Origin of the sequence: Gemmobacter denitrificans (assembly GCF_036964905.1) — a bacterium.
GTDB classification, from domain to species: Bacteria; Pseudomonadota; Alphaproteobacteria; order Rhodobacterales; family Rhodobacteraceae; genus Gemmobacter; species Gemmobacter denitrificans.
Map to the genome: position 1 here is coordinate 206,241 of NZ_JBALHR010000001.1, position 19,263 is coordinate 225,503.

At 63.8% G+C, this 19,263-nt stretch carries 17 protein-coding genes and 3 tRNA genes; 12 read left to right on the forward strand and 8 right to left on the reverse strand.

The window, feature by feature from the left end; all coding sequences use genetic code 11:
* Window positions 1-20: 20 nt before the first annotated feature.
* On the reverse strand, window positions 21-1,061 hold the full coding sequence (gene pyrC, locus V6590_RS01010) for a dihydroorotase (RefSeq protein WP_335418230.1): 1,041 nt from the start codon (window positions 1,059-1,061) through the stop codon (window positions 21-23).
* Window positions 1,062-1,160: 99 nt separating this feature from the next.
* Here pyrC and V6590_RS01015 point away from each other — a divergent pair, with 99 nt between their 5' ends.
* Window positions 1,161-1,562, forward strand: coding sequence for a lysozyme inhibitor LprI family protein (locus V6590_RS01015; RefSeq protein WP_335418233.1), 402 nt, complete (start codon window positions 1,161-1,163; stop codon window positions 1,560-1,562).
* Window positions 1,563-1,577: 15 nt separating this feature from the next.
* On the opposite strand, the gene V6590_RS01020 is transcribed toward V6590_RS01015, so the two are convergent.
* The 3 genes from V6590_RS01020 to V6590_RS01030 all read right to left on the reverse strand — a co-directional run bounded on the left by V6590_RS01020 (window position 1,578) and on the right by V6590_RS01030 (window position 5,974).
* On the reverse strand, window positions 1,578-2,528 hold the full coding sequence (locus V6590_RS01020; RefSeq protein ID WP_335418235.1) for a phosphoadenosine phosphosulfate reductase: 951 nt from the start codon (window positions 2,526-2,528) through the stop codon (window positions 1,578-1,580).
* Window positions 2,529-2,677: 149 nt separating this feature from the next.
* Entirely contained in the window at window positions 2,678-3,736 is a 1,059-nt protein-coding gene (locus V6590_RS01025) for a glycosyltransferase family 2 protein (RefSeq protein WP_335418237.1), read from the reverse strand.
* 15 nt (window positions 3,737-3,751) lie between these two features.
* Entirely contained in the window at window positions 3,752-5,974 is a 2,223-nt protein-coding gene (locus V6590_RS01030) for a glycosyltransferase family 2 protein (protein ID WP_335418239.1), read from the reverse strand.
* Between the two features lie 367 nt (window positions 5,975-6,341).
* Between V6590_RS01030 and V6590_RS01035 the strand changes: the two genes are divergently transcribed.
* The 4 genes from V6590_RS01035 (at window position 6,342) to V6590_RS01050 (ending at window position 11,676) form a co-directional block, all read left to right on the forward strand.
* The gene (locus tag V6590_RS01035) at window positions 6,342-8,600 is read left to right on the forward strand and encodes a glycosyltransferase family 32 protein (protein WP_335418241.1); all 2,259 of its coding nucleotides are present in this window, start codon (window positions 6,342-6,344) and stop codon (window positions 8,598-8,600) included.
* 90 nt (window positions 8,601-8,690) lie between these two features.
* Window positions 8,691-9,602 carry an AAA family ATPase gene (locus V6590_RS01040; RefSeq protein WP_335418243.1) on the forward strand — a complete coding sequence of 304 codons (912 nt, stop codon included), beginning with the start codon at window positions 8,691-8,693 and terminating at the stop codon, window positions 9,600-9,602.
* Between the two features lie 74 nt (window positions 9,603-9,676).
* Complete coding sequence (locus V6590_RS01045; RefSeq protein ID WP_335418245.1) at window positions 9,677-10,936, forward strand: vWA domain-containing protein; 1,260 nt, start codon at window positions 9,677-9,679, stop codon at window positions 10,934-10,936.
* A gap of 164 nt (window positions 10,937-11,100) precedes the next feature.
* The gene (locus V6590_RS01050; RefSeq protein ID WP_335418247.1) at window positions 11,101-11,676 is read left to right on the forward strand and encodes a YceI family protein; all 576 of its coding nucleotides are present in this window, start codon (window positions 11,101-11,103) and stop codon (window positions 11,674-11,676) included.
* Window positions 11,677-11,823: 147 nt separating this feature from the next.
* Here the strand turns inward: V6590_RS01050 and V6590_RS01055 are convergent, their stop codons facing one another.
* The gene (locus V6590_RS01055; RefSeq protein WP_335418249.1) at window positions 11,824-13,026 is read right to left on the reverse strand and encodes a cytochrome b/b6 domain-containing protein; all 1,203 of its coding nucleotides are present in this window, start codon (window positions 13,024-13,026) and stop codon (window positions 11,824-11,826) included.
* 204 nt (window positions 13,027-13,230) lie between these two features.
* Between V6590_RS01055 and fabD the strand changes: the two genes are divergently transcribed.
* From fabD to V6590_RS01070, 3 genes are all read left to right on the forward strand, one after another.
* Window positions 13,231-14,160 carry an ACP S-malonyltransferase gene (gene fabD, locus V6590_RS01060; protein WP_335418251.1) on the forward strand — a complete coding sequence of 310 codons (930 nt, stop codon included), beginning with the start codon at window positions 13,231-13,233 and terminating at the stop codon, window positions 14,158-14,160.
* Window positions 14,161-14,284: 124 nt separating this feature from the next.
* Window positions 14,285-15,022 (forward strand): 3-oxoacyl-ACP reductase FabG, encoded by a 738-nt coding sequence (gene fabG, locus V6590_RS01065; protein ID WP_335418252.1) that lies wholly within the window; start codon window positions 14,285-14,287, stop codon window positions 15,020-15,022.
* Window positions 15,023-15,215: 193 nt separating this feature from the next.
* Window positions 15,216-15,449 carry an acyl carrier protein gene (locus tag V6590_RS01070; RefSeq protein ID WP_091300786.1) on the forward strand — a complete coding sequence of 78 codons (234 nt, stop codon included), beginning with the start codon at window positions 15,216-15,218 and terminating at the stop codon, window positions 15,447-15,449.
* Window positions 15,450-15,513: 64 nt separating this feature from the next.
* On the opposite strand, the gene V6590_RS01075 is transcribed toward V6590_RS01070, so the two are convergent.
* The gene (locus V6590_RS01075; RefSeq protein ID WP_335418258.1) at window positions 15,514-15,714 is read right to left on the reverse strand and encodes a hypothetical protein; all 201 of its coding nucleotides are present in this window, start codon (window positions 15,712-15,714) and stop codon (window positions 15,514-15,516) included.
* 135 nt (window positions 15,715-15,849) lie between these two features.
* Here V6590_RS01075 and V6590_RS01080 point away from each other — a divergent pair, with 135 nt between their 5' ends.
* From V6590_RS01080 to V6590_RS01095, 4 genes are all read left to right on the forward strand, one after another.
* Window positions 15,850-16,788 (forward strand): pirin family protein, encoded by a 939-nt coding sequence (locus tag V6590_RS01080; protein WP_335418260.1) that lies wholly within the window; start codon window positions 15,850-15,852, stop codon window positions 16,786-16,788.
* Window positions 16,789-16,899: 111 nt separating this feature from the next.
* Window positions 16,900-16,976, forward strand: a tRNA-Asp gene (locus V6590_RS01085).
* A 29-nt stretch (window positions 16,977-17,005) separates the two neighbouring features.
* Window positions 17,006-17,082 (forward strand) — tRNA-Asp (locus tag V6590_RS01090).
* A 158-nt stretch (window positions 17,083-17,240) separates the two neighbouring features.
* A tRNA-Asp gene (locus V6590_RS01095) sits at window positions 17,241-17,317 on the forward strand.
* A gap of 50 nt (window positions 17,318-17,367) precedes the next feature.
* On the opposite strand, the gene V6590_RS01100 is transcribed toward V6590_RS01095, so the two are convergent.
* Window positions 17,368-17,811: a GNAT family N-acetyltransferase gene (locus V6590_RS01100; RefSeq protein WP_335418263.1), complete on the reverse strand. Its 444-nt coding sequence runs from the start codon at window positions 17,809-17,811 to the stop codon at window positions 17,368-17,370.
* Window positions 17,812-17,831: 20 nt separating this feature from the next.
* Entirely contained in the window at window positions 17,832-19,202 is a 1,371-nt protein-coding gene (locus V6590_RS01105; protein ID WP_335418266.1) for a M20/M25/M40 family metallo-hydrolase, read from the reverse strand.
* Window positions 19,203-19,263: the final 61 nt, after the last annotated feature.

The following is a 19,263-nucleotide window of genomic DNA, read 5'->3' on the forward strand; positions in this document are numbered from 1 at the left end:
ATCAGTGCAAATTGGCCCAGTCAGGCAACCCCCCAGAAAAGCGGGAAACCGGGATCGAAGACCGTTACCGGCCCCGCCTCGGTCATGATTTTTGAGGGATAGACGTGCGGGGTGTCCTGCTTCACCAGCCGGATCGTGCTGTCATTCACCGGCAGGCGATAGAAGGCCGGGCCATTGAGCGAGGTAAAGGCCTCCAGCCGGTCCAGCGCGCCTTCTTCCTCGAAGACATGGGCAAGGCAGGACATGGTATTGGTGGCGGTGAAGCAGCCGGCGCAGCCGCAGGCATGTTCTTTCAGCGCGTCCACATGCGGTGCGGAATCGGTACCAAGGAAGAAGCAGGCCTCGCCGCTGGTGGCGGCAGCGCGCAGAGCAAGCCGGTGCTTTTCGCGCTTGGCCACAGGCAGGCAATAGTAATGCGGCTTGATCCCGCCAACCAGAATGTGGTTGCGGTTGATGATCAGGTGATGGGTGGTGATCGTCGCACCCAGATCGGGGCCGCCCGCGCGGGCATAGGCCACGCCTTCCTCGGTGGTGATATGTTCCATCACCACGCGCAGGCCCGGCGTCGCGCGGCGCAGCGGATCCAGCACGGTGTCGATGAACACGGCCTCACGGTCGAAGATATCGACCTCATGGGTTGTCACCTCGCCATGAACGCAAAGCGGCAATCCGATTTCCGCCATGGTTTCAAGAACCTGCCGGACATTGTTGAAGTCGCGCACCCCGCCATGGCTGTTGGTGGTGGCGCCTGCCGGGTAGAGCTTTACGGCCTTCACCAGCCCGCTGGCATGGGCGGCGCGCACATCTGCCGGATCGGTGGCTTCGGTCAGATACAGCGTCATCAGCGGTTCGAACCGCGCGCCCTCGGGCAGTGCCGCCAAGATCCGGTCGCGATAGGCAGCAGCCTGATCACCGGTCACCACAGGCGGCACCAGATTGGGCATGATGATCGCGCGGCCAAAATGGCGGGCGGTTTCGGGCAGGACACCCTTCAGCATTGCGCCGTCGCGCAGATGCAGGTGCCAGTCATCGGGGCGGCGAAGCGTAAGCGTCTGGGTCATGCTCTGCCGCTAGCATCCTGCTTGCGGTTTTTCCAGTGGGCTCTGGCTTTGCGTGCGCAAATCTGCTGGATTGGGGCGCAACCTGAAGGAATACCCGCCATGCGTCTGATCCCCGCCGCCCTGATCTGCCTTGCCCCGCTGACCTTGCCCGCTTTCGCGCAGCAGGTCGATTGCACCAATGCCAGCAGCCAGAACGAGATGACCTTCTGCGCCGAGCAGGACTGGATGGCCGCCGATGCCGATCTGAACGCCGCCTACAAAGCCGCGCGTGACCGGATGCGCGCGGTGGATGCCGACCTTCCCAAAGACCAGCAGGGGGCTGAAGCGCAGCTGAAACAGGCGCAGCGCGCCTGGGTGACCTTTCGCGACGCGGCCTGCGCCGCCGAAGGCTACATGATGCATGGCGGATCAGCCGAGCCGATGGTGATCTATGGCTGCCGGGCCTTCCTGACGCGCCAGCGCGCCGAAGGGCTGTGGGGGCTTGCTGATTTCGAAGGCTGACGGGGCGGGCCCGGGTCAGCTTTCGCCGCCGGGCAGACGACCGCTGCTTTTCAGCCAGGCCAGATAGCGACGGAATTTCGGTGCGCCCGACCGCGCGATCACCGAATTGCAGATCATCACTTCGCGGTGATGCTTGCCTTCGGCATGGTTGGCGGCCAGCAGGTCGCGCAGATAGGGGCCAAACACCCGCCGTTTGCGCCAGAGCTGATGGAACATAGCGGGCGTCAGGCTGCCCTGTCCTGCTGCGGTGAGGAGTTGCGGCAGGATTTCCATATTGGCCAGCGCGCTTTCCACCCGGTCGCCCAGAAAGGGTGTCCGCAGTTTGTGGACATAGGGCGCGGCCAGAAGTGCAGCATGCATCGCATCTTCGGCCTGCCGGGGGTCGAACACCACGAATGTCTGCGCTGTGCCTTCGATCATCGCCGGGGCATAGCCGAAGCGGTCTGTAAAGCACAGTTTGCGCGCGGACAGATGGCGACGATCCCAGCCGGCCTGATCGGGGTTCAGCGTGGCGCGGGGGGAAATGGCCAGAACGGTGGCCCCCGGCGCGCAGACCGAAAAGGCACAGGCCGCATAGCCGCCGATTCCCGCCCCATAGAACAGGACCCGGTCAAAATCCTCGAAGAAGGCGTCATCGACCAGCCGGTCGAAATAGCGATAGACATAGGGGTCGCGATACCAGGTTTCGCCTTCTGCGATCAGGCACAGATGCGACCATCCCTGGTCATCGGCCACGGCTTGTGCGCCCGGCACCTGAGTTGGGCGCGCGCGCACCGAATCGTAGCTTTCAAAGCTGACAAGAAGGGTCGGGCCCTGATCCGCGAACCAGGCATGATGGCGTGGCCCGACCGGATCAAAATGGCCGTCCTCTTCGAAAATTACCTCCATCCGCGCCAGCCAATCCTCGCGGGCCTGGGCGCCGGAGGCATCATAGCGGCTGGTGGGTTCCACGGTTTCGGCGGTCATGGCTGGCAGGCCTTCTTGTCGGTCGATGCTGTTATCTGCCCTGTTCTGCCCGGATTGCGTGTCGAAACCGGGCAGACAAAGGGGCAAGCCCGTGGCGATGTGCCGTGAAACAGGAAACAAATCCGGGGCATTGTTTCATGGCTGCAGTGTCAACGCGCCTCGGTCTCTTCCGCCACGTCACCATCCCCGGCATAGGCCACGTCTTCAGGCTGATCGCTGTCGTCTGCGGCGGCCATCCGGGCGCGATGCGCCTCGATCCGGGCAATCATCTTGCGGAAATCGGGGGCGGCATGCAGTTCGGCGATCTTTTCCTGATGCCAGCGGACGGCGCGCTGATGCAGGGTGTTCAGTCGCCGGTCCTCCAGCAATTCCGACATCCAGCTTTCGGTCGCGGTGTCATAGCGGCGGATCAGATCGCAGCTTTCCTCGTTGCTGTCATTGCGCGCCCAGTAACCGAATTCCATCTTGTCATTCACATGGTTCACCTTGCCGCGCGCCGATTTCACCAGAAAGCTGTCCATCGACCGCAGCTGATAGTGGTTCACCTGCGCCACTGAATAATCGGCCTGCACATGCAGCATCGACCGGCCCGGGATCACCGGTTTGCCGCCCGGAACCTCGCGGCGGAAATCGCGCCCGAAATCGGGGCTGACCAGCGGGATATGTACCCCCAGCCGGGTGACATGGGGGATGATTTCCGCGCGGAACAGGGTCTTGGGAAAGGCATCGGGAACCCATTTGGGCCCTTGGGTCGCATTGGCCATGGTGAATTGCTGCGAAATGCGGCCTTCGCGGAATTCTTTCTGACCATTGGTACCGAAGGTGCGCCACGGCACCGAGATCGCCTCGACATCCGGGCTTGCCGCCTTCACCAGATCGCGCACCGATCCGTCACCGGCGCGGCTGGCCAGAAATTCATCGGCATCGCAGACATAAACCCAATCCGATGTGCCGACCTCTTCATATTGCATGGCCTGGCGCAGGGCGCGGCGCTGGATCGACTGGCCGGGCCGGTAAACCGTGGCATGGTGGCGGGCCAGCCCCAGCTTTTGCAGCCGCACCACCATCTGGCTGGTCGTGTCTTCGCAATCATTGGTGCAGATGATGAGATTGTCGAAGCCAAGCGCCTTGTGATGCGCCACCCATTCCAGAAGGAAGGCGCCCTCGTTCTTCATCGTCGTGATCAGCGTATAGACATCGTTACCCATGGAACCTCCGGGGCGTCAGTGCTCGGCTTCGCCGTGGAACTCCACGGTAAAGAAATAATCGGCGGGCAGGTCGCGTTCGTGCAGATCGGCCGGGATGACCCCCGGCCCGGCGGCAAAGACATTCGATCCGAAATGATGCTGCAACCGGCAAAGCTTTTCCATGCGCGCGCCGGTCAGTTCGGCATAGAAGGCCTGATAATTCGGGGTCTGCATCAGCTCGGCGATCTTGGCGCGGTGGCAGGCGACCGAATGTTCATGCGCGGCGCGAATCTCGGGATCGGCCATCAGCCTGTCAAATTCGGCCTGCGCGGCCGGGATCATCCGCTGGATCGACCGATCCTCGTCGATATTGTGGTTCATGCGGAACCAGTAGTTCAGCCCCTGGTCGCGATCCACATGGTTCACCCGGCCCCGGTCGCGTTTGACCAGAAAGCTTTCGGCGCTGCGCACCGCGTAATGGTTCAGCTGCACCCAATCATAGCCATAGGTGTCGGTCGTCGAACGCCAGGCATTGCGATAGGCCTCTTTCGGCATGGGGCGGCCCGACCCGTTCAGCCAGCGCACCTCGCTCCACAGATCGGGTTTCAACCCCTTGGGGCGATGAACGCCATATTTCTTGTAAAGCTCGATATTGCGGAACAGCGTCTTGAAGCCCCAGGCCTGATGCGGCTTGCGGATCAGTTCCGGTGCGCAGCGGGTGAACTGGTCGATCAGGAACCGGTCTTCATAGGCATGAATGTCGGAATTGCCGAACAGCCGCCATGTCAGCGAGATCATGTTCGCCTCACCCATCGCGGTGTAAAGCGCGCGCAGGGTGCCATCGCCGATCTTGATGTCGATGAATTCATCGACATCCATGCAGATGCCCCAGCCGCAATTCTGCATCACCGGTTCCTTTTCGGCGGCCTGCAGCGCGGCATGCTGGGGCTTCAGATCCGTCTGCCGGAACGGGTTTTCGCGCCATTGGCAGATCCCCTTGCGTTCCAGCATCTGCAGCATGGTATCGGTGCCATCGGTGCAATCATTGGTGTAGATGAGAAAATCATCCACCCCGATCGCCCGGTGATAGGCAATCCATTCCAGAATGAAGGGGCCTTCATTCTTCATCGTGGTCACGATGGCGGTGCGCCCGGCCTCAACCGCCAGCCCCGGCGCAGTCCGCGGCTTGGATACCGGTGCCCGGATCGGGCGATGGCCAAAGGGGCCGGTTGCCAGGGCGATCAGGGCTTCATCCTCGATCAGCGAGGATTTGGGTGCCAATTCACCCGAGGCCCGGCCGGGCACCTTGATCGCCATGGCACGGTAGAAATGCGCCACGCCCTCTTCATCGGGCTTGGCATAGCTGACGCGGATCAGCCGCCAGCTGTTTTCCAGCCCGGCCTTGCGCGGGACAACCCCCCAGCGGGCGATGCCACGCCGCCCGTCGAACTGACGGCAGATGTGATCGCCAAATCGGGCCTCGCGGCCCGGTCGTACGCGCCAGGGATAGATACGATGCCCGACCAGCAGGATCACCCCTCCCGGCGCGGTGGCCAGCATGTCGAACACGCCGGGCGCATCCGCCTGACGTGGGGCAAGGATGTCGGTCACGTCCAGCAGCAGCACTGCGCGCGCCTTGGCCAGAAATCGCCACTTGGCGATTTCAAGGATCAGGCCTTCGCCCAACGGGCTGCGCCAGGGGTCGGGGGCGGGGTGTTCCATCCGGTCCTTGCCCGGCGCATCGGGGGCCAGAAACACATGGCTTTCCGGCCCAAGCCCGGGCTTGCCCAGGGGCAGGGGGCAATCCAGCACCACGACCGTGATGTTGTGGCGGTTCAGCGCGGCGGCCAGATCTTCGGCAAAGCGATCCTCAGGCCCGCCGGGGACACGGTTGAAGATCAGCGCCCCGTCCAGCCCATGCACGCGGGCATTGTGGATCAGCCCTTCGGCCACCTGTTCGGCGCTTTCTTCCAGCCGGAACCCCATGGAGACATTCAGTCCGGCCAGCAGATCGGTTTCGTCACAGGTGGCTTGCAGGTCCAGCGTGCTGCCATCTGCCAGTGCCAGCCGATGCAGCCCCGGGCCACTGCTTTCGGCCACCACCATCAGCGATCCTGAAATCTGGCGCAGTTCCAGCGGCAAGGCGCAACCCGGCGCCCCGTCGGGTGCAAAGGCTGTGGCTTGGCTGCCCTGACCGAAAAAGGCGCGCAGCTTGCCGTCGCTGACCACGGCGTCCAGCCCATCGCCCAGCCCGTTCATTGTTGCGCAAAACACAGCAAGTCGGCGGCGAATCACTGTCGCGCGCCCTTCGGGGCGCTGCTTTGCCCCAGCCTTGCCTGATTGGTCCTTCGGCATGTTGCCGCGGCCCTTTTTCACCTGCATCGCACCCCTGCCGGCAAAATATCCGCCAGCCTTTTCCAGATGCTTAACACAACTCTTGCAGATTGGCCAAGCTTGCAGGCCATCCCCAAGTCCCGTCTTGGCAAATCACGCGAAAATGCGCAGTGTCTGGTTTGAAAACGGGAAACAATCGGCACTGGGCCGGACCCGTCGGGCCAGACCCCGGACCACGGGGCGCCGATGCGCAGGGGCAGAACCCTGAGAGCAGGAAGTGAGGAGGCAGTAGATGGTGCGCGTGCGTGAAGTCGGGTCGCTGTGGATCGGCGGAAACCTGAGCTGGATGGAACAGCTCTGTCTGAAATCCTTTGTCGATGCCGGTCAGAAGATCACGCTGTTCCATTATCAGCCCATCGCCAATGTGCCCGAAGGCGTGGTGATGCGCGACGGGCGCGAAATCCTCGATACTGACAATTTCATCAAATACGAGGGCAAGGACAGTTACGCGCTGTTCGCCGATCTGTTCCGCCTGCACATGATGAAGAAATGCCCCGGCATGATCTGGGTCGATACCGATGTCTATTGCTGGCGTCCGCTGGATTATGACAGCGACTATGTCTTCGGGTTGGAACTGCGCGAGGTGAGCCAGGGCAGCCCGCGCATCAACAATGCCGTGCTGGGCCTGCCCGCCGACAGCCAAATGCTGAACGAGATGCTGGAATTCACCAGCGACCAATATGCGATTCCGCCCTTTCTGAAACCGCGGATCAAGGCCGAATACAAGGCGCTGGCCGATGCGGGCACGCCCTTGCATGTCAGCCAGCAGAAATGGGGGGTCTGGGGCCCGACCATGGTGTCCTATTTTGCCCGCAAACTGGGGCTGACCGATCTGGCGCTGCCGGTCGATGCCTTCTATCCTGTCACCTTCCCCGAACGGCTGGATATCATCCGGGCGGCGCGGCGTGTTCATGCAAGGATCACCGATCAGACCACCGGGATGCATCTTTGGGCATCGAACAAGCGGGAACTGTCACTGCGTCACAATGGCGTGCCGAGCAAGGGCAGCTTCATTCTGGAACTGATGCAGAAACACGGCTTGCGGGCCGAAGATGCGCCGCTGCGCAGCCGCGGCTGGCGGGTTCTGGATGGCGAATTGGCCGAACAGGTCAATCTTGAAAAGGTGGGGGTCTTTGCCGATCTGGGCGGCCGGTCGCGCCCGCTGGCCTATGAAATCTGGAAGCGTTTCGATGCCGAGGTGCTGATTGTCGATATCGACAAGGCCGGGCGCTTCCCGGACACCCCCAGCCCCAGCCTGATCGAATATCGCGATTACCTGATCGAACAGGGGATGGACCCGGCACGGGTGACGCTGGTCTCGGATCCTGCCGCATTGCGGGCGGCGGATGTGGTGGCCTATCTGACGGGCTTTGACCGTGACAGCAAGCTGAAGGACATGATGCCGGTTCTGGGGCACCTGATGCGCCCGGGCACGCTGCTGTTCACCGATATCCGCAAGGGCTCGGGCGGGTTCGGGGTTCTGCGGGGCATGGGCAGCTCTGAAATCCTGTCGGAACGCGAAAGCGATGCCACCCATGTCAGCCGCATCCGGTTCCGCGCTGGTGACAACCTGCCCGCCATTGCCGCGCCCATTGCTGGCGCAGCCGCGAAACCTGCCACCAACAGTGACGGCTGGGCCGAGATTGCCGCCACCCTGACCGGCAAGGACGGCTGGTTCCGTGACAGCCCCGACCACAGCTTCCTCTATGTGCCGCGCGGGTCGGATACGCTGGTTGTGACCTTCGACAATCTCGATATTGCGATGGAAAAGCGCGAAGAGCGCCGCCCATGGGGCTTTGGCTTCATTGAAAAGCAGGGCTGGTCCATGCTGGGGGTGATGGCCAATGGCTGGACCTGGTATCGCGACCCCTGGGTCTGGGATCAGTTCGACGATCTGGCCACATCGGATTTTTTTGATCGCTACAAGCGCGTGGTGTTCTACGGTGCCTCGATGGGGGGCTATGCCGCCTGCGCCTTTTCCGCCGCCTGCCCGGGCTGCGAGGTGGTGGCGATCAGCCCGCAATCGACGCTGGACAAGACCCTGGTGCCTTGGGAAACCCGCTATGTCACCGCCTGGAACCGCGATTTCAGCGGCCCCTATGGCGATGCGGCGCAGGTCTCGGCGGCGGCGCGGCGGGTCACGCTGCTCTATGATCCCTATGAACCTCTGGATGCCGGTCACGTGGCGCGGTTCGAAAATCCCAATGTGCTGAAACTGCGGGCACCGCTTCTGGGGCATCGGCTTGGGTCAAGCCTGCAGCAGATGGGCATCCTGTCGCCGATCACGCTGGGGGCCCTCAACGGCACGCTGAGCGAGGTGGAATTCTATCGCACGCTGCGCGCCCGCAAATCTTCCAGCCGCTACCAGAAGGAACTGTTCAAGAAGGTTCTCGCCCGCGGCCATGTCGGGCTGGCACGGCGGATGGGCCGCTGGGTTCTGACCCGCGGCGACAACCGGTTCATCCGCAAGGAACTGGCGGCCCTGGGCTGACCCGATCCAAAAGTCGTAGGGCCGCGCTTGGGGCTTGACCCCGGCGCGGGCGCGGCCTTTGCTGGCATCATGCCAGCAGGAGGGCCGCGCATGACCGCCATTCCCCAATCCATCGACGGCGTCGCGGCAATGCTGGCCGGGCAGGGCTATGTGTCGTCCCGCGCGCTGGCCACGGTGGTGTTTCTGGCGCTGCGTCTGGGGCGTCCGCTGTTTCTGGAAGGCGAGGCCGGGGTCGGCAAGACCGAAATCGCGAAGGTCATCGCCGCAGCGCTTGGCCGCCGCCTGATCCGTCTGCAATGTTACGAAGGGCTGGATGCGGCTTCGGCGGTGTATGAATGGAATTTTGCCGCGCAGATGGTGGCGATCCGCACGGCCGAGGCGGCGGGGGGCGCCGATCGGGCCAAGCTGAAATCCGAACTGTTCACTGAAGATTACCTCGTTGAACGCCCGCTGCTCACGGCCATGCGCCCGCAACCGGGGGGGGCGCCTGTGCTGTTGATCGACGAGTTGGATCGCACCGATGAACCGTTCGAGGCTTATCTGCTGGAGGCGCTGTCGGATTTTCAGGTCACCATTCCCGAGCTTGGCACGGTGCAGGCGCCCGAGCCGCCCATTGTGATCCTCACATCCAACCGCACGCGCGAGGTGCATGATGCGCTGAAGCGGCGCTGTCTGTATCACTGGGTCGATTATCCCGATGCGGCGCGCGAACTGGCGATCCTGTCGGCCCGCGCGCCCGAAGCGCAGGCTGCGCTCAGCCGCGAGATCGTGGCCTTTGTGCAGCGGCTGCGCAGCGAAGACCTGTTCAAGAAGCCCGGTGTTGCCGAAACCATAGACTGGGCGAAATGCCTGCTGGCACTGGATGTGATCTCGCTCACGCCCGAGGTGATTGCCGATACGCTGGGGGCGATCCTGAAATATCAGGACGACATCCAGAAAATTCAGGGGTCCGAGGCGAAGCGGCTGCTGGATGACATCCGCAAGGAGCTTGCCCCGGCATGACAAAGGCGCTTGGTCCCGTCACACCATGCATATCGCGAAAGGTGCGGGGGGCGTAGCGCCCTCTGCTTGCGCGCATGGCCCGGTTTGCCGATCTCGACCTGCCCGAAGATGGCCAGATCAGCCGCAACATCCTGTGGTTCGCCCGGGCGCTGCGCAAGGCCGGGCTGCCCATCGGGCCGGGCCGGGTGATCGACGCGATCCATGCCGTGCAGGCGGTGGGGTTCACCGAACGGCGCGATTTCTACTGGACCCTGCACGCCTGTTTCGTCAGCCGTCCGGAACATCGCGCGGTCTTTGCGCAGGTCTTCCGGCTCTATTGGCGCGACCCGCGCTATATGGAACACATGATGAGCCTGATGCTGCCGGCAATCCGGGGCGTGCAGGAAGAAAGGCCCGCCGAGGCCGCCGCCAAACGGGCCGCCGAGGCGCTGCTGGATGGGGCCAACCGTGATCTGCCCGATGCGCCCGAGACGCCCCCGGGCGAGGAGCAGGTGGAAATTGACGCCTCCAGCACCATGGCGCGCGAAGAACGGCTGAAACATCTGGATTTCGAACAGATGTCGCTGGCCGAAATCGCCGAGGCCAAGCGGATGTTGGCGCGGCTCTCGCTGCCGGTGAAACCATTGCCTTCGCGCCGCCGCGTGGCCTCTGCTGCCGGAACGCAGATCGATGCGCGTGCCACGCTGCGGGCGGCGATGCGGCGCGGCGGTGAGATTGCCGCCCTTGCCCGCGCGGAACCGGCAACCCGTTGGCCCAATCTGGTGGTGCTGTGCGATATTTCCGGGTCGATGTCGCAATATTCGCGCATGGTGCTGCATTTTCTGCATGCAGTGGCCAATCGCAAGGGGCAGGGCTGGGCGCGGGTGCATGGCTTTACCTTTGGCACAAGGCTGACCAACATCACCCGCCACCTGCGTCAGCGCGATGTGGATGCCGCGTTAAAGGCGGCCGGGGCCGAGGCGCAGGATTGGTCTGGCGGCACGCGGATCGGGGCTTGCCTGCATGGTTTCAACCGCGATTGGTCACGCCGTGTTCTGGGGCAGGGGGCGGTGGTGCTGCTCATTACCGATGGTCTCGACCGCGACGATGCGGGGCAATTGGCGCGCGAGATGGAGCGGCTGCATCTGTCGGCCCGCCGCCTGATCTGGCTTAACCCGCTGCTCCGCTGGGAGGGATTTGCCCCCAGGGCCACCGGCATCCGTGCCATGCTGCCTCATGTCGATGCGTTCCGTGCAGGCCATTCCATCGCCTCGCTGGAGGGGCTGGCTCAAGCGATTTCTGACCCGGGCGATGCGGGGCAAAAGGCCCGGATGCTGGCCAGTCTGCGCAGCTGACACAGACGCGTGACTGCCGCATGCGCGGTGGCGCAGATGTGATGGTGCGTGATTGAACAGCCGCTGTTCGGCTTTGGCGAATTGTGCGCAGGCTGCGCTGCACGCATCTTTGCCGCCATGCAGCATGGGCTGCGCGCAGACGATCCTTTCAGACGGAGTTTCCGATGATCCGCCTTTCGACCCTTTCGCTTCTTGGCGCCCTGATCGCCGCCCCCGCACTGGCCGCGCCCGAGGCCTATGTGCTGGACCCCAGCCACAGCCAGATCGTGTTCAGCTACAACCATCTGGGCTTTTCGACCAGCTACGGCATGTTCTCGGGCTTTGAAGGCAAGATCAGCTTTGACGCCGAAGCCCCTGCCGCCTCTAGCGTCGAAGTGTCCTTCCCGGTGAAATCGATGCTGATCGGCTGGCAGGAACGCTTTGACCACTTCATGTCGCCCGATTTCTTTGGTGCCAATGCCGACAGCATGGTCACCTTCAAATCGACGGCCATCGAAGTGACCGGCGAAAAGACCGCCAAGATCACCGGCGATCTGACCCTGAACGGCGTGACCAAGCCGGTCGTGCTGGATGCGGTGATGACCCAGGCTGGCGAACATCCGATGGCGAAAAAGCCCTGGATGGGCTTTACCGCCACCACCGAAGTGAAGCGCACCGATTTCAACCTTGGCCAGTTCGCCCCCTATGTGAGCGACGAGGTTGCCATCCAGATCTCGATCGAAGCCGCCAAGGCCGAGTGATCGCAGGATCGTCATGCGTTTGGAAGGCCGGGCATTGCCCGGCCTTTTGCTTTCCAGGGGTCTTTGGATCGGACCGCGAGCCGGTAAAAAAACGCCGCCCCGAAACCGGGGGCGGCGCTGATCAGTGTGCCTGCCTTCTGGTGTGGGTCAGCGGCGTTGGGCTGTCAGGTCCACCGAGACCTGAACGGCGAACCCCACGCTGCTTTCATCGCCATAGCTGGCACCCATGCCAAAGGCGCGGCGGTCCAGCGTGGTGCTGCCGGTCATCCGGGCGGTATCACCCTGCAGATCAAGCGTGAAAGGCAGTGTCACCGCTTCGGCCTTGCCGCGCAGGGTCAGCGTTCCTTGCGCCTCATATCCGCTGGCGGCAGGCAGGATGTCGGCTTCGAACAGGGCAGTGGGATGGGTGGCGGTATCGAAGAACTCGGCCCCTTTGGCCTGATCCGTGACCGATCCCAGTGTCAGCGTGGCGGTATTGATTTCAACCCGCACCTTGCCGTGCCGCCCATCGACGGGTGTTTCGTCAAAGGTGATCTCGGCCTTCCAGTCGGGCAGGTTGCCTTGCACATCGGCGCCCATCTGCTTGACTGTGAAGCCCAGGCTCCCCGACAGGACCTGCCACCCACCGGCGGCAACAGGGGCGCCGGCCTCGGCAGGGGCGGCTGCGGTAGCTGTGATGTCAGAGGCCGGGGCCAGCAGCGTGACTGCGGCGCCGGCGGCCAGGGCATAGATGGCGAGTGCCGTCAGGGCCGGGGCCAGCGCATGGCTTGCGCCCGGCTGGCCGGCTTCGGTGCCGCGGGTCATCCGCGCCAGTGTCGCGTCGCGGTCGATGACCGCATGTTTCACCGCACCCGCGACATGCAACAGGATTGATGCGATCAGCACCTTGGAAAACAGCCAGTGCATCGCCCCAGCCAGTGCCGCAGTGCTTTCGGATTTCGGAACCATGGGCAGGTTCTGGCCAAAGGGCCACAGGATCGGCGCAAATCCATCGACGGCAGCGTGATGCACCCAACCCGCCAGAGGCACCATCAGCATGGACCCATACAGCGCCCAATGCACGGTGTCGGCCGCAAAGGTTTCCAGCCGCCGTTCGGGGTGCAAGGGGACCGGGCGCGGCTGGGTTAGCGCCCAGAGGATGCGGGCCAGCGCCACAAAAAAGGCGGCAACCCCGATGGTCTTGTGCAGGGAAAAGACCTGTGCCTTGGCCGCCAGCGTCTCGGACGTGTCATAGGGCAGGTTTTCGGCATAAAGCCCAAGGCCGATGGCAGACAGGATCAGCAGCGCGGTCAGCCAATGCAGGCTGCGGGCGACGCCGCCATAGGATGTGGCGGTATTCTGGGCGGGCATGGTTCACTCCGGTTCACAACAGTTTCGGGGTCACAACGGTTTGGACCAGCAGATAGCAGTTTTTCCCGGGATGCAGTATCTCGGGGTATCGCACAGCACCTGTGCATCCCGCCACGGGGCGCGCCCATCGGGGGGCAAAGCACGGGGTGATTGCGCCCCGGGGCGTCGCGGGGTAATCCGGAACAAAGGATCCTTGGAGGAAGCATGAGCCGCGCATTCGTTTTTCCCGGTCAGGGGGCACAGACCATCGGCATGGGCAAGGCCCTGGCAGACAGTTATCCGGCCGCACAGGCCGTGTTCGACGAGGTGGACGATGCCTTGGGCGAAAAGCTGTCGGCGGTGATCTGGGAGGGCGACATCGCCACCCTGACCCTGACACAGAATGCCCAGCCCGCGCTGATGGCCACGTCGATCGCCGCCCTGCGCGCCCTGCAGGCCGAAGGGATCGACCTTGATCAGGCGCAGTTTGTGGCCGGGCACAGCCTGGGGGAATACTCGGCTCTTTGCGCCGCCGGGGCGATCAGCCTGAGTGATACGGCGCGGCTGCTGCGCATCCGGGGCCAGGCGATGCAAGAGGCGGTGCCGGTCGGTGTGGGGGCGATGGCAGCCCTGCTGGGGCTGGATTTCGCGACGGCGACCGAAGTGGCGGCGGAAGCGGCACAGGGCGAAGTCTGTCAGGCGGCCAATGACAATGATCCGGCGCAGGTGGTCGTATCGGGGCACAAGGCGGCGGTGGAACGGGCGGTGGAGATTGCCAAGGCGCGCGGTGCCAAACGCGCCCTGCTGCTGCCCGTCAGCGCGCCGTTCCATTGCGCGCTGATGCAGCCTGCGGCCCATGTGATGGCCGAGGCTCTGGCTGCGGTGAACATCGTCAACCCTGCGGTTCCGGTGGTGGTGAATGTGCGGGCCGAGGCGGTGATGGAAGCCGATCGCATCCGCGATCTGCTGGTGGCGCAGGTCACCGGATCGGTGCGCTGGCGCGAGAGCGTGCTGTGGATGGAACAGGCGGGTGTGACCGAATTCTGGGAAATCGGAGCAGGCAAGGCACTGTCGGGCATGATCAAGCGTATCGCCAAGGGCGTGGAAACCCGCGCCATCGGCACGCCCGAAGACATCGCCGCCCTCAAGGGTTGACGGCGTTCTGACGGAGATCGGGGCGGGGGGCTGTCTGCCCCCCAAGGCCTGCGGCCTTTCCCCCCGAGGATATTTGGGAACAGATGAAAGTGCGCGCCTGCGACTTTCGGAAAAGGGACAAACCATGTTTGATCTGAGCGGAAAAAGCGCCCTTGTGACCGGGGCTTCGGGCGGGATCGGGGGCGAGATCGCCCGCGCGCTGCACAAGGCGGGGGCGACGGTCACGCTGTCGGGCACCCGGTTGGCCCCGCTGGAGGCGCTGGCCGCAGAACTGGGTGAGCGGGCGCATGTGGCGACCTGCGATCTGTCGGATGCAGCCAGCGTCGAGGCATTGCCCAAGACCGCCATCGAGAAGATGGGGGCGATCGACATTCTGGTTAACAATGCCGGGATCACCAAGGACAATCTGTTCATGCGGATGTCGGATGCCGAATGGCAATCGGTGATCGATGTGAACCTGACATCGACCTTCCGGCTGTGCCGTGGCGTGCTGCGGGGCATGATGAAGGCCCGTTGGGGGCGCATTGTGAACATCAGTTCGGTTGTCGGTGCGACGGGCAATCCCGGCCAGGGCAATTATGCGGCGTCCAAGGCCGGGATGGTCGGCATGTCGAAATCACTGGCGGCCGAAGTCGCAAGCCGGGGAATTACTGTCAACTGTGTTGCACCGGGGTTCATCACCACGGCGATGACCGAAAAGCTGAACGATGACCAGAAGGCGCGCATCCTGACGCAGGTGCCGGCGGGTCGCATGGGCGAAGTGCAGGAAATTGCCGCGGCTGTGCTGTATCTTGCCAGCCCCGAGGCGGGCTATGTGACCGGCACCACGCTGCATGTGAATGGCGGCATGGCGATGCTGTAATGCAGCCGTGGCAGGCAGGCGGATTGGAAAGGGTTTGCCAAGCCCCCGCCCGCTTGCTATAGCCGCGAACGGAACCACCGGGGCCGCAAGGTCCGGGTGCCCTGCCACACGCGGGGGAAACAGCCAAGGGTCGAACCTGCGGCAGGGACACCAGACCGGGGCCGCGCGCCCCGCAACGATATGAGGAAGTGACATGAGCGACATCGCAGATCGCGTGAAGAAGATCGTCGTCGAGCATCTCGGCGTCGAAGAGGACAAGGTGACCGAGAACGCCTCGTTCATCGACGATCTGGGCGCGGACAGCCTCGACACGGTCGAGCTGGTTATGGCCTTCGAAGAAGAATTCGGCATCGAGATCCCCGATGACGCCGCCGAGACCATCCAGACCTTCGGCGATGCCGTCAAGTTCATCTCGGGCGCCGTCTGATCGCCCGAGCGTTATCGCCGCCGGGCAACCGGTGCGACAGGGCCTTCCTTCGGGAAGGCCCTTTTCATTTGGTCTGCAGCCGGGCAGCGAGGCTTTCCAGCGCGGCGATGCTTTCGGCATAGGCTTGGCCGGATTTCGGGAAATCGACCGGCTGGCGGCGGTAGAATTCGAGCCAGCGGTCCAGATCGGCCAATGGATAGGTGTTTGACCAGGCCCCGCGTGTGAGCGTGAAGCCGGTGCCGTCGGGGGTGAGTTCTGCCTTCATGGCGCGGTTTTTCCCGATGCGGCGGCGGCGGTCAAGCAGGCATGGTGCATCAGCGCGCAAGTCCCGCGCGGCCATGGGCGATGACGCAGGGCTGATCCGCGCCTATCTTCGGCCAAACCGCAACAGGAGGCCAAGATGAGCTGGAACCCCGCGCTTGATCCGACCATTCCCACCGGCGATGCGGTGGACAGTATTGAAACCGTTATCGTGGCCCGGGCGCGCGATCTGGGCGGGTTCGAGGTGCGCCGCGCCTTGCCTTCGGTCGCACGGCAGATGGTCGGGCCGTTCATCTTTTTCGATCAGATGGGACCGGCCGAGTTTCTGACCGGGCAGGGGATCGATGTTCGGCCCCATCCGCATATCGGTCTGTCAACGGTCACCTATCTGCTGAAGGGGCGGATGCATCACCGCGATTCCCTTGGTACAGACGCCTGGATCGAACCGGGCGCGGTGAATCTGATGACGGCGGGCATTGGCATCACCCATTCCGAACGCACCGATGGTGACATGCGCAGCCGTCCCCATGCGCTGTTCGGGCTGCAAAGCTGGATGGCGCTGCCCAAGGATCGCGAGGATGATCCGGCGGCATTTCACCACGCCGCACGCGAGACGCTGCCCGAACTGGAGGGGGAGGGGAAGCGGTTGCGCTTGATCCTTGGCCATGGTTGGGGCGAACGTGCGCCTGTGCCGGTGGCGACCGAAACCCTGTATGCCGATGCGGTCTTGCATCCGCATGCAAGGCTGCCTTTGCCCGACGATCACGAAGACCGTGGCGTCTATATCGTGGAAGGTGCGGTGTCGCAGGGCGGGACAGAGTATCAGGCAGGCCAGATGCTGATCTTTCGGCCCGGCGATGCAATCAGCGTGACAGCCGGTGCGCAAGGCGCGCGTGTGATCGTGCTGGGCGGGGCCACGATGGATGGGCCGCGCCATATCTGGTGGAATTTCGTGGCCTCCAGCAAGGAGCGGATCGATGCCGCGAAAGAGGCGTGGCGGGCCGGGGATTGGGCGCATGGCCGTTTTCGCCTGCCGCCCGGTGATGATGCCGAATTCATCCCCGCGCCGGAAAAGTGACGCGGTTGCAGGGATTTGCGCCTTGGGCAAAAATTATGTGACCGGGCGCTTGACGCCGCCCGCACCGCCCCGTAAACAGCGCGCACATCCGGGCGCTGGCTCGGGCGGCATGCGGTGGTAGCTCAGTTGGTTAGAGTACCGGCCTGTCACGCCGGGGGTCGCGGGTTCGAGCCCCGTCCACCGCGCCACCGCCCAAAGCCAGCCCCGGATATATTGCGCGGTGGTAGCTCAGTTGGTTAGAGTACCGGCCTGTCACGCCGGGGGTCGCGGGTTCGAGCCCCGTCCACCGCGCCACTTTCAATAAGCCCTCGCGCAAGCGGGGGCTTTTGGTTTTCTGGCGCTGCGGGATGGAAGGTCGGCTTGCGCAGTTCTGCGCGAAGACTGGGCGCGCCGGGCAGATGAATTCGCGCTTGACGGCCTCCCGGCCTTCCCTTATCCACCCCGTCAGCCGCGCGGTGGTAGCTCAGTTGGTTAGAGTACCGGCCTGTCACGCCGGGGGTCGCGGGTTCGAGCCCCGTCCACCGCGCCAGCTTCAGAACCGCCCCCTCGGGGGCGGTTTTTGTTTGTCTGGGACGCTGCCTAACCTTGCAGCTTCAACCGATAGCGCACATGGCCGTCGTAGGGGGCATAGCTGTCATAAAGCGCGCGGGCGCGCGCATTGCCTTCATCGGTATGCCAGTAGAGCCGGTGCCAGCCCCTTGCCCGGGCCAGCGCAGCCAGATCGTCGATCAGGGCGCGCCCGATCCCGAGCCCGCGTGCGGTATCGGCCACAAACAGGTCTTCGAGATAACAGTCGTCGCCGGCCACCCAGGTGGAACAATGGTGGTGAAACAGCGCAAAGCCCTGCATCACCCCATTCACAAAGGCAAATCGGCCCGACATTGGCGAAGCCGGGTCCATCAACCTATTCCAGGTATGGGCCGTGACGGCGGGGGACAGATCCACCTTGTAAAACCGCAGATAATCTGACCACAGCGACTCCCATGCCGGGCGGTCCTGGGGGTTGGCATCGCGTAGTTCCATCATGGCTTCCCTTGCACGCATCAGGCCAGCCGGTCCAGCAGCCGCGCCCAGCTGCGGATGCCCTTGTGGAAACACTCCAGATCGTATTTTTCATTGGGCGAATGGATCTGGTCATCGTCGCGGCCAAAGCCCAGCAACATCGCATCCATGCCCAGATGGGTCTTGAAATAGCCCGCAATCGGGATCGACCCGCCGCAGCCGACATAGGCCGCCGCGCGGCCCCATTCATCGGCCATGGCTGCGCGGGCAGCTTCAAAGGCCGGGTGGGTGATCTGCATCATCCCTGCGGGCGAGGCACCGTGATCGGCGAATTCGGCGGTGCAATCGCCGGGCAATTGGGCGCGGACCCAGTCGCGGAAAGCGGCGCGGATCGCCTGTGGGGCCTGATCGCCCACAAGGCGGAAGCTGACCTTGGCATGTGCCTGCGCAGGCAGCACGGTCTTGAACCCGTCGCCGGTATAGCCGCCCCACAGCCCGTTGATTTCAGCGGTCGGGCGCGACCAGATCATTTCCAGCGGCGTGCGGTCGATTTCGCCCGCAGGCAGCGCGAGGCCGACATCCCCCAGGAATTTCGCATGATCGAAGGCCAAGGCCTGCCATTGTGCGCGGATCGCCTCGGGCAATTCGGTCACGCCATCGTAAAAGCCCGGGATGGTGATGCGCCCGCTCTCGTCATGCATGTTGGCCAGGATGCGCGACAGCACCCGCAGCGGGTTCTGGGCCAGCCCGCCGAACATGCCCGAATGCAGATCCTTGTTGGCGGCATGGATGGTGATTTCTTCGCCCAGAAGCCCGCGCAGCATGGTTACGATGGCGGGTGCGGTATCCTGGAACAGGCCGGTATCGCAGATCATCGCCAGATCGGCCTGCAGTTCGGCCTTGTTCTCTTGCAAGAAGGGAATGAGCGAGGGCGATCCCGATTCCTCTTCGCCTTCCAGAAAGATCGTCAGGCGGCAGGGCAGGCTGCCATGCACGGATTTCCAGGCCCGCAGCGCCTCGAGAAAGGTCATCAACTGGCCCTTGTCATCCGATGCGCCCCGGGCGCGGATCACCTTGCCCTTGGGCGTGTCCTGCAATTCCGGGTCAAAGGGATCGCGGTCCCACAGGTTCAGCGGATCGACCGGCTGCACATCGTAATGGCCGTAGAACAGCAGATGCGGGCCGCCCTCGCCGCCATGGGCCACCACCATCGGATGCCCCGGGGTCGGGCGCGCGGCGGCGTCGAATCCCAGGCTTTGCAGATCGGCCACCAGCCAATCGGCGGCACGGGCGCAATCGGGCTTGAAGGCCGGATCGGTAGAAATCGACGGGATTCGCAGCAGCGCCATCAGGCGCTCCAGCGCCTCGGGCAAATCGCTGTCGATCCGGGCCAGAACGGGGTCAAGGCGCATCGCGCTCTCCTTCTCGTGACTTTTGCGCCACCCTATCAGGCGGGCCCTCCCTGTCCAGAGC